Below are 15,073 nucleotides of genomic sequence, written 5' to 3' on the forward strand. Positions count from 1 at the left end.
CAAAGTAAAATTCAGTTAGAATTCCTTGCAGCTATGTCAAAACTTGTTCTTGTTGATGGACACGCTCTCTTTCATCGGGCCTTTCACGCCATGCCGCCCTTAACCACTTCCAAGGGAGAACTGGTCAACGCTGTTTACGGCTTTACAGTTATGCTTCTCAAAGTCTTGGAAGATATCAAGCCCGAGTACGCCGCAGTGGCTTTTGATACCAAAGCTCCAACCTTTCGCCACACTCAGTTTACGGGCTACAAAGCCCACCGTATTGCAGCTCCAAGTGAAATGCATGAGCAGTTGCCTCGGGTCAAAGAAGTCGTGAGTCGACTCAATATTCCCATTTTTGTCCTTGAAGGTTACGAAGCTGACGACATCATCGGTACTCTAGCTTCCCAGGCGGTAGATCAAGAAGTTTTTATTGTGACTGGCGACCGTGACGCCCTGCAGCTAGTTAATACTCACGTTAAAACCTACATGCCTGGTAAATCTCTTTCTGACATCATTATCCACGACGGGAGAAGTTTTGAGCAAAAATATGGCTTTAAACCCAAGCAATTGATTGACTTCAAGGCTTTGGTGGGAGATGCCTCCGACAACATTCCCGGAGTCGCCGGAATCGGAGAAGTCAGCGCCACTAAACTGATTGCCGAGTTTGGCTCAGTTGAAGAAATTTATAAAAACTTGGAGAAGATTCCTGAAAAAACTAGCAAAAAACTAGCAGAAGGAGCAGAAAGCGCGGTAATGAGTAAACAATTAGCTACTATCGATACGGCGGTACCAATTAGACTGGATCTCAACAAATGTCTCTTGCACGACTATGACAAAGCTTCCGCAGTCGAACTTTTTGAAGATCTTGAGTTTACTTCTTTGATTAAACGTTTGCCTGGAATCGGAAAAGTCACGCTTAAACCCAAAAACCACGAAGATCAGGGTGAGCTTTTTAATAATGAGGAGTCTGTTGAGCCTGTGAAAAAAACAGAGACTCAGCTTGATGCAGTTTTGCGGGAGATGGAGGAGTATGGAGTACTGATCGACAAAAGTTACTTGGACAAACTTAGTTCAGACATCAACGCGGCCATTGCCAAGTTGGAAAAAGGAATTTACTCTTCGGTCGGTCATGAATTCAATCTCAACTCGCCCAAGCAACTCTCGGAAGTTTTGTTTACTGAGCTTGGTCTGACTTCAACCAAAAAAGGCAAATCACACGCTTCGACTGATGTTGAGACTCTGACAGAACTGCTCGGAGCCCATCCCTGTATTGAAATGCTTTTGTCCTACCGCGAGCTTTTTAAACTCAAATCTACTTATGTTGACGCCTTACCACCCTTGCTTGATAAAAACAACCGACTACATACCCACTACCACACTGACGCGACCAAAACCGGGCGCCTTTCTTCAAACAACCCCAACTTGCAAAATATCCCTGCTAAAGGTGGTTGGGGAATGAAAGTCCGAGCTGCCTTTGTCGCCCCCAAAGGCTCAAAACTGCTTTCGGCTGATTACAATCAGATCGAGCTGCGGGTCATGGCCCACCTCTCCGGAGATAAGCGCCTCAAAGAAATTTTTGCGGCTGGAGAAGATATTCACACTCGTACAGCGGTGGAAATTCTCAACAAAAAACCAGAAGAGGTGAGCAAGGACGATCGGCGGTTGGCCAAAGTTGTCAATTTCGGCATCATGTATGGCCTTTCACCTTTTGGGCTTTCAAGACAACTTAAAATTGACCGAGACGCGGCCGCTACTATTATAGATAAGTACTTTGAAGAGTTTCCGGGAGTAAAAGCTTGGCTCGATAAAACCTTGGCGCAAGCTTACGAGAAAGGCTACGTTGAAACTTTAGGAGGTTTTCGTCGCTACCTGATTGAGCTTAAGCAAGGTAACCAAAGGGTGCGGGCGGCGGGTGAGAGACAAGCGATTAACTCTCCGGTTCAGGGAACAGCGGCTGACATCATCAAGGCGGCAATGATCAAAATGGCCTCGAAGCTAAAATCCAAAGAGCTAAAAACGAAAATGATCCTTCAAGTCCACGACGAGCTCGTCTTTGAAGTTCCTGACCAGGAAATTGAAACTGTTTACCCGTTGATCAAAGAGACGATGGAGAAAACCTTTAAACTAGATGTTCCCATTGTTATAGAAGCCAAGATTGGTCAAAACTGGGGCGAGATGAACGTTTTTCGTTTCGACTAAAGATTGTCTTTGGAAATTGTGAGCCAAGCCACCACCCCAAAAATATTCAAGCTCGTGACCAAAAGAAAGATTGCCAGACCGAAACTGAGCTGAGTATTTTGCTTGCTTTGAGCCGAAAGAACTTGGCCCAAGTCGCCGGTGTAAGTCTTCCAAATTGTTCCCGCCGAAGAAGTGGAAGCAGGGACAAATTTTGGTTTCTCTGTCCCACCGAGTTTCTTTGTTTCCGCAGTTTTTTTGCTAGTGGTGGGTTTTGTTTCCTCAGTCTGAGTAGCAACTGGCTTTGTGGTAGAAGCTTTCGTAGTATTCGAGCTCACACCACAATCTTTGGTCATTTTGCTTGCATTTCCTGAAGCAAAGTCGGCGACCCAATAATAAGTTTTGTTTTTGCTTCGGTAAGAGTTGGCCACGCCAACGCGTTTGTAGCTGCTGGTGAGCATGATTGCATTGTGACCGGCTGAAGCCTTCCAACCAGAAAAAATCTTTTGGGCGGAATTACTCTGATTAGTCAAAGAAGCAATGTTTTCTCCTCTTGAGCCGCCTGAGACTCCAAAGCTGTCCATGCGGGTGAAAGGATTTCTTCCCAGTGAATCAGTATGGCTAAAGTAGCCTTTGGCAGCCATGTCTCCCGCCATCCAGCAGGCCGCGTTAGTTAATTTTTGATCGGTGCTCAGTTTGCCAATACCTTTGCTAGTACGGTAGTTGTTGATTAAATTGACCAGATCAGTGTTGAGAGAAGCAGAGACCGAAGTAGAGGCAACTAGAGAAATAGTTGCTAAAGAAAAAAAGAAAATTGAGCACAGCAAAGCTTTGCGCAGCAGCATAAAAGGGAAGACGATCTCTTACTCTCCATACTGCCAAGAGCTTGCTTGAAAGTCAAATCAACATTTTGCCCAACACTACGGGATAAAACCAAATTCGTTGAACCTAAAGAGTAGTAAATAACAGTATCTTATAGTAATTGACTTTTAGCCTTGTTTATGCTAGAATAAACGGGTTAAATTCGCTCCTTGAAAATATTCAGTTGTATTTTTCCTTCCCTCGTGGCTACCAATCTGGTTGTTGAAAACAGTAGCTAGGTTGGTAGTCATGAAGCAATCACGCATTGAATTGATGCGTTAGCACAGGAGGAAGCAGTGTTCAAATCAATCAGTCTCATCGTGGTCGCCATGGTGGCGATTCTTTTCGTCGCCTGCGGCGGTGATGACAACGACGAGGTCCAACAGCTCAACGAGCAGATCGACGCCCAGGCTGCGCAGATCGCGACCCTGCAAGAGCAGGTGAAGGATCTTCAAGCGGGTCAACTGACCCCAAACGACATCGTTTCAGCCATAGACCAAGGGTTCTCTGACCGGCGGGTTGGTTACAGCCTGACGACCCGAGCTTCAGCGGTTGACGTTGACGGGCAGAATCGGCAGTTTGTAGCGTTCGTCGCCTTCGATGCGAAGATCGCGATGGCCGAGCAGTACCTTAAGGCTGGTCAGGTGCAGAATGCCAAATACCTTGCCGAGGTGGCTCTATCAGATCTCGGTCTTGTTAGCTGCAATGGCGGGAGCATAGAGGTTGCCGACTGGGCATTCCCAAGGGAGCTACTGGAGCTGGTCTCGGACCTAGCCCCGCTTTACACCTTCGATTTCCAAATGCTGGAAGGCGAACATTACAAAACCGTAATCACCTTCCAGGCGCCGAATCCGGGCTGCTGACACCACGGCGACACCAACTGAATAGTACAAGGAGTGGGCGGACGGCGAGGCAAAGAGCAATCTTTACTGAGGCTATCCTTCCGTTCATTCCCAAGACATGATTAATTTAATGATGTTTTAGGAAGAGAAACGACTCAGAGACGGGTCGTTTTTCTTTGGGCAAAAACCTGCGAAAGTGACTTTAGCTAGGACAAAACTCACGATCGTTGATTTTTGTTGGTTTTGTCAGTTGAAGAAATTGACTATTAGGTTCACGTTTAGTAAATAAAGCGTATTTCCCTTTTTTCGAAAAGAGTTTACAATAGCGCTCATGCCAGAGCTACCAGAGGTTGAACTGATTCGAAGCCAACTTGATGAGGAAGTAATCGGCAAGTTCATAACTGAGGCTGTTTTTGATTCTGAAAACGGCAATTCCCTCAAACTGCGTCAAACTCGTGACCTAGAAGAAATTTTGCCTGGTAAAAAGATTCTCAAAGCGAGAAGAAGAGGGAAGTACTTGTTTCTTTCTTTGACCGATGGGTATCACCTGATGTTTCATTTGAAGATGACCGGACGGTTGCTTTTGCGTGAAAGAAATAGTCCTATAGATGAGTATTTACGACTGACGGTAAAACTTGATGATGGCCGTGAATTGCGCTTTACCGACCGAGCTAGATTTGCTGATTGTTTCCTTTGGGACAAAGATAATTTGCTAGAACTGGATAAAAAATTAGGACCAGAGCCGGAAAAAGCTAACCCAGAGTATTTGTTAAATGCTTTGCGTCAAACATCTGTTACAAACATCAAAGAAGCCCTTTTGGACCAGTCAATCGTTGCTGGAGTTGGCAATATTAATGCTGATGAAGCTCTCTTTGTTGCCAAGATAAATCCAAAACGGGGTCCAAGAGAGCTTACTGAGCTGGAGGTTAAAGCTTTGTTGAATTCAGTTAAGCAGGTTTTGGAAAAAGATTTGTCTAATGGTGGCAGCACGATCGACAGTTATTTAAATCTTTACGGACAACCGGGCAAAAACCAAGAATCTTTTTATGTTTACGGTCGGGGTGGTCAGAGTTGTCGAGAGTGTGGCACAGTGATCAGTTACACCGAAATCAACAGCCGCAGAACCCATTTTTGCCCAAACTGCCAACCTGATAAACAACTGAGCCTATTTTGAATTAAGAATTGAGAGTGCAGAATGCAGAATTTCTGATAAAATACTTCCAGTTTCGATTTATCGCAGTTAAATGTCATTCTGAGTGGAAAGAAGAATCTCCTGAGATCCTTCAACAATGTTTCAGGATGACAAGGAGGAATTATTCCGGAATTACCAGAAGTTGAAACAATTCGCCGCGATCTGGAAAAAGAAATTGTTGGTCACAAAATTGTGGATCTTTGGTACGATGTGCCGAAAATGCTACAGCCTTCGACAGCCAAAGTTGAAACGATCGTGGGCCGCCACATTGTTTCTGCTGGAAGAATCGGAAAATTACTCTTACTCGGTATCGAAAATGACGGGACAATTGGGATTCACTTGAAATTATCGGGAAGACTCTTCATTCGCAAACAAACTGATCCAGAAGATAAATTTACCCACGTTATTTTCAAGCTTGATGACGGCCGCGAACTACGCTTTACTGAATTTCGGAAATTTGGTTACGTTAAATTGATTGAGAATAGTGTTGAACTTACCGAAATCAAATCCAAGTATGGGCCCGAGCCTTTGACAGCTGATTTTACCTTTGACGCTCTTAAAAAAGTCATCAGCAAAACCTCACGGGCGGTAAAGACAGTAATTATGGATCAGACTAAAATCGCTGGAGTAGGTAATATTTATGCTGATGAAGCGCTTTGGTATGCTAAAATTCACCCAGAGACGGCTAGCGCATCTCTAAACGAAGCCGAAATCGAAGGACTTTATCAAGGTATTATCAAAGCTATTGAGCAAGGCATCGCGGATCGTGGTACTAGTGTTGATGATTATCTGGATATTTACGGTCGGGAAGGCAACCATCAGAAAAATTTGAACGTTTTTCGGGGTCACGGTGAGCCTTGTCCGAGATGTGGAACAATGATTAAAAAAACTCGCGTTGGTGGTCGGGGAACCCATTTTTGTCCAAACTGCCAAGTTAAACTTTAAAATATGGAGTATTATTTTCTTTCCATCGTCATACCCGCCCTCAACGAAGAAAAGTACTTGCCAGCGTGTCTTTCTTCACTTAACTCACAGGATTACCCAAAAGATAAATATGAAGTGATTGTCGTCAACAACGACTCAACTGATCGGACCGCCGAAATTGCTACCGAAATGGGAGCCAGAGTCGTCTCTTGTCACGAAAAAGGGGTCGCCGCAGTGCGGCAAGACGGTTACGAGCAAGCCAAGGGGGAAATTTTTGTTGGGACTGACTCAGATACTGTTCAGCCAACAGACTGGCTGTCGAGAATAAACGAGCTTTTCCAATCTGATCCAAGTTTAATTGCAATTACTGGGGGAGCAGAGTTTAATTCGAATAGTTTGCTCAACCAATTTCTAGCCAAAGAACTTTTCCCAATCAATTTACAGATCATGTTTGCCTTGGGCAAACAATCTCTTAGCGGTTTCAATTTTTCGGTTAGGAGAGACGCTTTTGAGCAAGTTGGAGGCTTTGATACAAGCTTGGCTTCCGCTGAAGACGTTGATCTCGGAGTCAGACTGGGAAAAATAGGTAAAGTTAAATTTATCCGCAGTTTGGTCGTAACGACCTCATCACGAAGAATCGACGCTTCAAGGGTTAAGTTTTTTACCCATCATTTGCGCAACGTCATTAAATTTATGATTCTCGGTCAAAAGCCAGAAAGTTTTGAAAACATTCGTTAAATACTATGCGCGTGGGATTTTTTACTGAAACATATTTACCAGAACTAAATGGGACATCGGTAACTTTGGCTTATGCCAAAAAAGAGCTTGAAAGGGCTGGTCATGAAGTCTATATTTTCGCTCCCAAAGTCAAAGGTTATCAGGAGAAAGACCCAACTGTCATGCGGCTAAACTCAGTGAAGCTTGTTGCTTCTGAGCCAGAGCAAAGAATGGCTCTGCCAATCCCGAACGAGTCCTTTCGAAAAACCCTGAGAGTTAAGCTTGACCTAGTTCACGCCCACGGCGGTGGTTCTTTCAGTTTCCTTGGTTATCAACTCGCCTTGGCAAAGGGGTACCCCTTTATTCTTACTTACCACGCCTTTTTGAAGCACTACACGCACTATTTTCTCAATGGCCGGCTCGTCAACCCAAGAATGGTGGAGACAGCCAGTCGAGTTTTTTGTAACCAAGCTGATGTCGTCATCGCTCCAACTGAAAAAATGAAAGTTGAGCTTGAAAGTTACGGGGTGACCAAACCAATTGAAGTTGTTTCCAATGTTTTTGATTTGAGCCAATTCGGCCAGGCCAAAAAAGGTTTTCTCCACAAAAAGTTAAAAATAGACTCGGGAAGGCCGATTCTTCTGACCGTCTCACGGCTTGGAAAGGAAAAAAATATCGATTTTCTTTTTCGTAGTTTTGCTCGTGTTGCCAAGAAAGACGCGAGTTCAGTTTTTGTTGTTGTAGGCGATGGTCCTGAAAAAGAGAATTTAAAAAAACTTGCTCAAAAATTAAAAATCAGCTCTCGGGTCAAATTCACTGGCTATGTCAGCAAAGAAAGTCTTCCTGAAGTTTATGCCGATGCCGAGATCTTTCTTTTTGCTTCAAAAAGTGAAACTCAGGGAATGGTAATTCCAGAGGCAGCTGCCTCCGGACTACCTTTTGTGGTAGTTCAGGATCAAGCTTTTGTTGGAGTGGTCGAAGACGGGCGTAATGGCTTTGAAATTAAAGGTAAAGAAAGTGATTTTGCCCAGAAAGTGCTTGAATTGCTTAAAAATACCGAGAAAAGAAAAGCTTTCGGAGACTATTCAAAGCAGTTGATCAAAGAAAATTTCTCGGTCGAGGACAGTATTGACAAACTTATTAAAGTTTACGAGCAAGCCCGAGAAATCCGTGCTCAGAAGCCGCGCTTGAGTAACAAGATTCAAGGCAGAGTCAAAGACTTTGCGAGTCTTTTTAAAGTTGTCAAAGAGCTGAACAAAAGAATAGGATTTTTCAATGGTAGTGATAGTTGACGGTCGAGCTCTGCGTGATCAAATCCTCCAAGAACTAAAAAGAGAAATCGAAACTAAAAAGCTAGAACCAAGGCTAGCTGTTGTCCAGGTGGGAAATGATCCCGCGAGTAGTCGGTATATCGAACAAAAAAGAAAAGCCGCTGAAGAAATTGGGGCGGGTTTGGTTCATTACAAGCTTGATCAGAGCCTTAGTTTTCCAGAAATAAAAAAGTTAATTGCACGCTTGAACCGCGACAAAACTACTAACGGAATTATTGTCCAGCTACCCTTACCTTCGCAGCTGAAAGCGCAGGAAGTTACAAACTTAATCAGCCCAAGCAAAGATGTTGACGGGTTAGTTGAAGATTCTCCCTTTGAGCCAGCGACCCCGGGTGCGGTGCTGACGATTTTGAACCACTACCAAGTTCAAGTTAAAGGGAAAAAAGTGGTTGTCCTCGGTCAGAGTAATCTCGTGGGTAAACCCTTGTCAGACAGGCTCGAAAAAATGGGAGCAAAAGTTACTCGTCTTGACATTGATACACCCCCTCCGCTTGAGCCTTTGGTTGAGCAAGGGGATGTTGTCGTCAGTGCTGTCGGAAAGATTGGTCTGGTCAGTCCAAAGATGGTTAAAGAGGGTGCAGTGGTGATTGATGTTGGGACCAATTTGGATACGAAGACAGGAAAACTGGTAGGCGATGTAGATTTTGAGGCGGTTAAAGACAAGGTCAGCCTAATTACTCCGGTTCCGGGTGGGGTTGGGCCCATGACCGTGGCGATGCTGATGAAAAACCTTGTGGAAGCTGCTGGCAATCAAGAAACTTTGAAGTGAATCTTGCCATTAACTAACCTTGCTTCGACCTTATCTCCCTTTTTCACTTTGCCTTCAATTATTTCCAAAGACAGTTCGTCGAGGATTAAATCTTGAATCACTCGTTTCAGGGGACGGGCTCCGTAGACAGGGTCGTAGCCTTCTTTAGCAATTTTGTCGGCGACTTCCTTGCTTACTTTAAGTTCAATTCCTTGTTCTTTTAGTCTTTGCACCACTCGATCAATTTGAAGATTAGTTATTTCCCGAATTTCTTTTTCTCCTAGAGGCTCAAAAACGACAATTTCATCGAGTCGGTTCAAGAACTCAGGTCGAAAGGTGCCCCGCACGAGCCCCAAGAGTTCTTCTTCCATGATGGCCGGGGTTTTCCCAGCATATTTTTGAATAATGTCACTTCCCAAGTTGCTAGTCATAATGATAATCGCATTTTTGAAATCGACCGTCCGTCCACGCCCATCAGTGAGACGGCCCTCGTCAAGAACTTGGAGAAGAGTGTTGAAAACTTCAGGATGAGCTTTTTCAATTTCATCAAACAAAATGACTGCGTAGGGCTTACGTCGGACTGCTTCGGTGAGCTGTCCGCCTTCCTCATAGCCAACGTAGCCGGGAGGAGACCCGATGAGTCGGGCGACAGCGTGTTGCTCCATGTACTCGCTCATGTCGAGGCGAACCATGGACTTTTCGTCATTAAACATAAATTCGGCGAGAGAGCGGGCTAGTTCAGTTTTTCCGACTCCGGTGGGCCCGAGGAAAATAAAGGATCCAATCGGTCTTGACTCTTCGGAAATACCGGCTCTGTGGCGTCTGATTGAGTTCGAGACCGCTTTAATAGCTTTTTCCTGATCAACCATACGTCTGTGGAGCTCATCTTCCAGGTGAGAGAGTTTAGAGGCCTCGGACTGCAGAAGGCGGTTGACGGGTATTCCAGTCCAGCGTGAGACAACAGACGCAATATCGTCAGCGCTGACTTCTTCTCGTAGAATCTGGCCGTCCTTGGAAACTTCTTTTAGTTTTTTATTAAATTCTTGGACTTCCTTCTCGAGTTGGGGGATTTTACCGTATTTAAGTTCGGCCGCTTTGTTGAGCTCAGCTTCGCGTTCAGCTTGTTCAAGGGCGACTTTAGTTTTTTCTAGTTCGGCGGATTTGCTGCGTAAGTTGGTGATAACTTCCTTTTCAGCCCGCCAGTTTTTCTCCATCTCAGTAGCCTTAGTTTTCAACTCTTTGATTTCAGCTTCAAGTTTAGTTAAACGTTCCTTTGAAGCGGGGTCTTTTTCTTTTTTCAAAGCTTCTTTTTCAATCTCGAGCTGGATGAGACGGCGCTTCATCTGATCAAGTTCAGTGGGCATGCTCTCGACTTCCATTTTGAGAGCGGCAGCGGCTTCGTCAACTAAATCAACGGCTTTGTCGGGTAGCAGTCGCCCAGAGATATAACGAGAGGAAAGTTGAGCGGCCGCAACAAGAGCACTGTCGGTAATCCTGATTCCATGGTGAACTTCGTACTTTTCTTTGATACCCCGCAAAATTGCCACTGTGTCTTCAATTGAAGGCTCTTCCACCAGTACTGGTTGAAATCTTCGCTCAAGAGCGGGGTCTTTTTCAATATACTCGCGGTATTCTTTGAGGGTGGTGGCTCCAACAGTGTGTAGTTCACCACGAGCGAGGGCCGGCTTGAGAATGTTGGCGGCGTCGACTGCACCTTCAGCTTTGCCCGCACCGACGACAAGGTGAAGTTCGTCAATAAATAAGATGTACTTGCCGGACTCAGTTATTTCCTTCAAAACCGCCTTGAGGCGTTCTTCAAACTCGCCGCGAAAGGCTGCTCCGGCTAGAAGAGAGGAGATATCGAGTTGAAAAATCTCGCGGTTTTTGAGGGTATCGGGGACGTCTCCGGCGACAATGCGTTGGGCTAAACCTTCAACAATGGCGGTCTTGCCCACGCCAGCTTCACCAATAAGCACCGGATTATTCTTCGTACGGCGAGAGAGAACCTGCATGAGGCGGCGAATTTCTTCATCACGACCAATGACTGGATCAAGAACCCCTTCCTTGGCGAGTTGAGTCAGGTTACGACCGTAAACTTCAAGAGGTTTTTCCGCCACTTGCGGTTGCATTGGGATTTCCATAGGCACAATTTAGCACAAAACTCTAGCACTTGCAAGACAGAAGTGCTAAGTAACCAGTACCCTATAACATAATTACTCTGGGATGAAATCGCTTGGAGAGAAATAGACCTCTAGTTAATCAACTGTTTATAGTAACTTATTTTTAAGGTAAATAAAACTGAATTTCGAGACTTATAGGGTTGGGACGGGAAGTAATGAGTTCCCGTCCCGAAAAGACTGCCTCTAGCTGACTTTCACCCGGATCGAGTTAGTCGTCAGTACTAGTAGGAGTCGGTGTTGCGCCTCGGAGAGGAGCGTTGTCGATCTTCTCGAAAGGGCCAAGTGGTGTGCCCTCAGAGTTAACCGCCGGCATGCCGTTCTCATCGAGATCGGCAGTCTTGGTTTCGGTGATCGTGTTCAGCCCAGTATTGAGGCCAACAATACCTAGCCCCAAAACTAGCGCAATGATCACCACTACCGCTTGGATCTTCCGCTTTCTTACGAAACTCTTGATGTCCATCTTACCTCAATTCACGGCATTCCCGGACCCTTGGTCGGGGACATGATGCACTTGCTGCCCGGTCCGACGGTGAGTGAGGTCGACAGGTACTTGTTCTGGACCGTGTAGACCTTGTAATCGAGGATGAACTTCTGCTTGGCACTGGCGTAGGCCTGCCAAGGGTAGGTCAACCACTTCGGTCCCACGATTGATGCCGCTCCCGACACCTTCCAATTCAGGTAGGCGTAGGTTTCGATATCAACTGGATCCCAGTCCTGAATAGTCCCGTAGATGCTCACAAGCCAGTCTTGGCGCTGAATCAGTCGAATCAGCTTCTGGCCAGTGATGTTTTTCGCATAGGCCTCGGCGGTACAGTAATACCAGCCAGAAACCACGCTTGATGTCGTGACTGACATTGCGGATATCTCACTACTGCCCCTTTGGGGGCGGCAACCATGCTGACGGACACGATTCCCGAACTTCTCGAAGCTAAGACCTTCCTTGAAGCGCTTGAGTTTCGGCCGGCCTTGCTCGTCCCTGTCGTCCGGATCTGGCAGAGCCGGTGGAAGCAGGTTCGGGTTGTCGGTCATCACAGCGGTGACAACCACTTCGACCGGAGCGTTCCGCTTGACCATCTCGATAAAGGCAGCCTCTTCCTGTGGTGTTGCCACCCGGGATTCCTCTGCATGTTTGGCCTTGAATTCGGCCATCGCCGAGACGAGAAAAGCGTTGCGATCTTCCACCGTAGTTGGCTCAGTGAAGGAAACCACCCGGTCAGCGCAGTTGACGCTTACCGTTCGGTCTTGCCGACCTTCCTTGGCTTGGGCGGTGAAGTTGGATGCCCCGGCGGCGAGTATCGCCAACAGGGCAAAGATGGCAATAATTAGGCGGGATTTCACCTTAAACCTCGTATTACACCCTAGTGGGGTACTGTGCCCTCTATGGCGCGGGGTGGGCTAGTGGCCCAATCCTTTGAGGAACCAGCCGAGAGATTTGCCCTCTCGATAATACACGCTCGCTTCCTATTCGAGCGGCTATGCCCTCCCTAGCACGATGAGCGAACTCATTCCTGCTCTCGAAAGACATTACCGTTCTAAATAGACCTCTCTTTCTTTGCCTTCGCTTCAGTAAGTCCTCAGGTCGGACTCTGCTGGATACATTATAGTACTATAAGTCTAATGTCTCCCTTTCATAAAGATTTCTGCGGTAAAAGTGCGGGAAATATGCTAAAATTAAACTGTGTTTAGACCAAAATTTACTATCACCAACAATATTCTAGGTAACGTTGGGAAAATCGAAGCCGCGCGAGAAGTGATTGAAAACTCTCCTCTGGTTCCAGCTTGGGAAGCAAAATTTCGGCAAGAAGCAGTGATTCGGGCGGTCCACTATGGGACTCATATCGAAGGGAACGACCTTAGTTTTACAGAAGCAAAAGATGTTCTAGAAGGAAAGGAAGTGACTGCTCGGGAGAGAGACATTCAAGAAGTTCTCAACTATCGGGGTGTAGTCGACTATATTAACAAAGAGGGAACCAAGGAACGTCCGCTTGATACGGAAATGCTTCTGCAAATCCACCAGCTGACCGTCAACAAGCTTGTCCCAGAAGACCAAGTCGGCAGTTTCCGCCAAGTTCCAGTGGTGGTCAAAGGAGTAAAAACTGGTCAAGTTACTTATTCACCACCACCACCAGCCGAGGTAGAAAAGCTAGTTGAAGACTTACTTTCATGGGTAAATTATGAGGAAGCGAAGGAGATATCTCCTTTATTGAGAGCGGGTGTGGTCATGTACGAAATTGTTCGGATTCACCCTTTCACCGAAGGGAATGGTCGGACTGCCAGGGCTCTGGCAACACTCTTGCTCTTCAAAGAAGACTACGATGTCAAAAGGTTTTTCTCTTTGGAAGAGTACTACGATGAAGATATAGGGGCTTATTATGACGCTTTGCAGGCTGCCTCAAAACAGCTAATTAGTGACGAGAGTGAAAGAGATCTGACCAGTTGGCTTGAGTATTTCATTGAAGGTCTGGCGATCGAGATCAACCGCATCAAAGACAAGGTCAAAAAACTCTCAGTTGACCTTCGACTCAAAGGAAAGCAAGGACAGATCGTTCTCAATGAGCGTCAAATCAAACTTATCGAATATATGGACCAGTACGGGCAAATTACTAATAAAGAATGGCGAGCGCTTTTGCCCATGGTCAGTGACGATACTATTCTGCGGGAGATGAAAGATTTGCTGAAGAAAAAACTGGTTAGAAAAAAGGGTTCAACCAAGGCAGCAATTTACTTACTAAAATAGTTAAGTTGGGCTAAACAATATTAAAGCCAGTGAAGTCGCCAAACTCTTTTTCACCTTTAACCCATTCAATCTTAACCTCTTCAATCTTGGAAAGCTGCGGTCCAGATTTAGCTACCAAAACTAGTTGTTCCAAGTCTTTTTTCTTACCCTCAGCCAGAACTTCAACGCTACCGTCAGTGTTGTTGCGAGCCCAACCGGTTAAACCCAGATTCAAGGCGTAGCGACTGACAAAAGAGCGGTAAAGGACTCCTTGAACTTTTCCGGTCACCAAAATCTTGACTTGATCCATTTAGTTATTGTAGCAATTTACCGGTTTAAGTTGAAGAGAAATTTAGTTAAAATTAACTTTAATGAAAGTCGGGGTAATAGGTGCTGGGGCTTTTGGGACTGCTTTGGCAGTACAGCTAATTAAAAATAAAAATGAAGTGCTGCTTTGGTCTTTTGAAGATAAGGTTGTAGAGGAAATAAATCAGCTTCATCAAAACAATACTTATCTTGCCGGAGTTTTGTTGCTCAGGAAACTAAAAGCAAGCCAAGACTTAAAAAAAGTGATAAATTGGGCCGAAATAGTTTTTAATACCACCCCGGTTTTTGCGACTCGGTCTACTTACAAAGGAATCAATTTAAAGGGAAAAGTTTTGGTTTCAGCTTCAAAAGGAATTGAGAAAGAAACTCATCAGCTTTTGCACGAGATTTTTGGACAAACTCTGGAAGGGGCTTTCCAATACGCAGCTTTGTCAGGTCCAAGCTTTGCTCGCGAGCTTGCTGTTGGGGAGATGACCGCTGTTTCTCTGGCTAGCAAGGAGCCAAAAGTTTCTGAAAATGTAAAAAAACTTTTGGAAAGTTCAAACTTCCGGGTTCAAATTGTCGATGATGTAGTTGGAGTTGAGCTCGGAGGAGCACTAAAAAATGTTTTGGCAATTGCAGCTGGGATCTGCGCTGGGGCGGGACGAGGCAAGGATTTTCAGGCAGCAATTTTTGTGGAAGGTTTAAACGAAATGATTGCTCTTGGTGAAAAGATGGGGGCGGAGAAGCAAACGTTTTACTCCTTAGCTGGTCTTGGGGATCTCTTTTTGACCTCAACGAGCGACCAATCACGCAATTTTAACTTTGGTTTTCAACTTGGACAAGGTGACAGTGTTCAGAAAGCGTTAGCTGGGAAAACGGTTGAAGGCGTTGGGAGTGCTGAGAGCGCAGCTTACCTGGCGGAGAAACACAGTATCAAGGCTCCTCTTTTTGAAAATATCTACGCCGTTACTTCTGGAAAAAAAGAAGCAAAAAAGGCTCTGGTCGATATTTGGTCAGCCTTGGAATTTTAAGTGTAAAGAGGCGTAACTTAAAATTTTTGCATAGTACAAAATTTCCGATCGTGAATAATTGTTGG

Annotated in this window: 14 protein-coding genes; 9 read left to right on the plus strand and 5 right to left on the minus strand. The window is 45.4% G+C overall.

Annotated elements, in window-relative coordinates; genetic code table 11:
- The first annotated feature begins 33 nt into the window (after positions 1 to 33).
- Positions 34 to 2,181, plus strand: a complete 2,148-nt coding sequence (locus Q8P13_00890; protein ID MDP2671006.1) for a DNA polymerase I — start codon at positions 34 to 36, stop codon at positions 2,179 to 2,181.
- Here the strand turns inward: Q8P13_00890 and Q8P13_00895 are convergent.
- Entirely contained in the window at positions 2,178 to 3,002 is an 825-nt protein-coding gene (locus tag Q8P13_00895) for a CAP domain-containing protein (protein MDP2671007.1), read from the minus strand. The two genes, Q8P13_00890 and Q8P13_00895, sit on opposite strands and share 4 nt — an antisense overlap.
- Before the next feature lie 312 nt (positions 3,003 to 3,314).
- On the opposite strand from Q8P13_00895, the gene Q8P13_00900 reads away from it, so the two are divergent.
- The 6 genes from Q8P13_00900 to Q8P13_00925 all read left to right on the plus strand — a co-directional run bounded on the left by Q8P13_00900 (position 3,315) and on the right by Q8P13_00925 (position 8,793).
- The gene (locus Q8P13_00900; GenBank protein MDP2671008.1) at positions 3,315 to 3,881 is read left to right on the plus strand and encodes a hypothetical protein; all 567 of its coding nucleotides are present in this window, start codon (positions 3,315 to 3,317) and stop codon (positions 3,879 to 3,881) included.
- 310 nt (positions 3,882 to 4,191) lie between these two features.
- A complete protein-coding gene (gene mutM, locus Q8P13_00905) occupies positions 4,192 to 5,034 on the plus strand; it encodes a DNA-formamidopyrimidine glycosylase (GenBank protein MDP2671009.1) in 843 nt (280 codons plus the stop codon).
- Between the two features lie 141 nt (positions 5,035 to 5,175).
- Positions 5,176 to 5,997, plus strand: coding sequence for a DNA-formamidopyrimidine glycosylase (gene mutM / locus Q8P13_00910; GenBank protein MDP2671010.1), 822 nt, complete (start codon positions 5,176 to 5,178; stop codon positions 5,995 to 5,997).
- A gap of 3 nt (positions 5,998 to 6,000) precedes the next feature.
- Positions 6,001 to 6,714 (plus strand): glycosyltransferase family 2 protein, encoded by a 714-nt coding sequence (locus Q8P13_00915; protein ID MDP2671011.1) that lies wholly within the window; start codon positions 6,001 to 6,003, stop codon positions 6,712 to 6,714.
- An 11-nt stretch (positions 6,715 to 6,725) separates the two neighbouring features.
- The gene (locus Q8P13_00920; GenBank protein ID MDP2671012.1) at positions 6,726 to 7,985 is read left to right on the plus strand and encodes a glycosyltransferase; all 1,260 of its coding nucleotides are present in this window, start codon (positions 6,726 to 6,728) and stop codon (positions 7,983 to 7,985) included.
- Positions 7,969 to 8,793: a bifunctional 5,10-methylenetetrahydrofolate dehydrogenase/5,10-methenyltetrahydrofolate cyclohydrolase gene (locus Q8P13_00925; GenBank protein MDP2671013.1), complete on the plus strand. Its 825-nt coding sequence runs from the start codon at positions 7,969 to 7,971 to the stop codon at positions 8,791 to 8,793. Before Q8P13_00920 ends, Q8P13_00925 begins: the two co-directional genes overlap by 17 nt.
- Here the strand turns inward: Q8P13_00925 and Q8P13_00930 are convergent.
- From Q8P13_00930 to Q8P13_00940, 3 genes are all read right to left on the minus strand, one after another.
- Positions 8,775 to 10,913: an AAA family ATPase gene (locus tag Q8P13_00930; GenBank protein ID MDP2671014.1), complete on the minus strand. Its 2,139-nt coding sequence runs from the start codon at positions 10,911 to 10,913 to the stop codon at positions 8,775 to 8,777. The two genes, Q8P13_00925 and Q8P13_00930, sit on opposite strands and share 19 nt — an antisense overlap.
- 247 nt (positions 10,914 to 11,160) lie before the next feature.
- On the minus strand, positions 11,161 to 11,412 hold the full coding sequence (locus tag Q8P13_00935; GenBank protein ID MDP2671015.1) for a hypothetical protein: 252 nt from the start codon (positions 11,410 to 11,412) through the stop codon (positions 11,161 to 11,163).
- An 11-nt stretch (positions 11,413 to 11,423) separates the two neighbouring features.
- Entirely contained in the window at positions 11,424 to 12,290 is an 867-nt protein-coding gene (locus tag Q8P13_00940) for a hypothetical protein (GenBank protein ID MDP2671016.1), read from the minus strand.
- A gap of 340 nt (positions 12,291 to 12,630) precedes the next feature.
- Here Q8P13_00940 and Q8P13_00945 point away from each other — a divergent pair, with 340 nt between their 5' ends.
- Positions 12,631 to 13,689 carry a Fic family protein gene (locus Q8P13_00945; GenBank protein MDP2671017.1) on the plus strand — a complete coding sequence of 353 codons (1,059 nt, stop codon included), beginning with the start codon at positions 12,631 to 12,633 and terminating at the stop codon, positions 13,687 to 13,689.
- Between the two features lie 10 nt (positions 13,690 to 13,699).
- Here Q8P13_00945 and Q8P13_00950 read toward each other — a convergent pair whose 3' ends face one another.
- Positions 13,700 to 13,978, minus strand: a complete 279-nt coding sequence (locus Q8P13_00950) for an acylphosphatase (GenBank protein MDP2671018.1) — start codon at positions 13,976 to 13,978, stop codon at positions 13,700 to 13,702.
- 61 nt (positions 13,979 to 14,039) lie between these two features.
- On the opposite strand from Q8P13_00950, the gene Q8P13_00955 reads away from it, so the two are divergent.
- The gene (locus Q8P13_00955) at positions 14,040 to 15,008 is read left to right on the plus strand and encodes an NAD(P)H-dependent glycerol-3-phosphate dehydrogenase (protein MDP2671019.1); all 969 of its coding nucleotides are present in this window, start codon (positions 14,040 to 14,042) and stop codon (positions 15,006 to 15,008) included.
- Positions 15,009 to 15,073: the final 65 nt, after the last annotated feature.

This window comes from bacterium (genome assembly GCA_030704665.1).
Classification (GTDB): domain Bacteria; phylum Patescibacteriota; class Microgenomatia; order Woykebacterales; family RBG-16-39-9b; genus JAUYID01.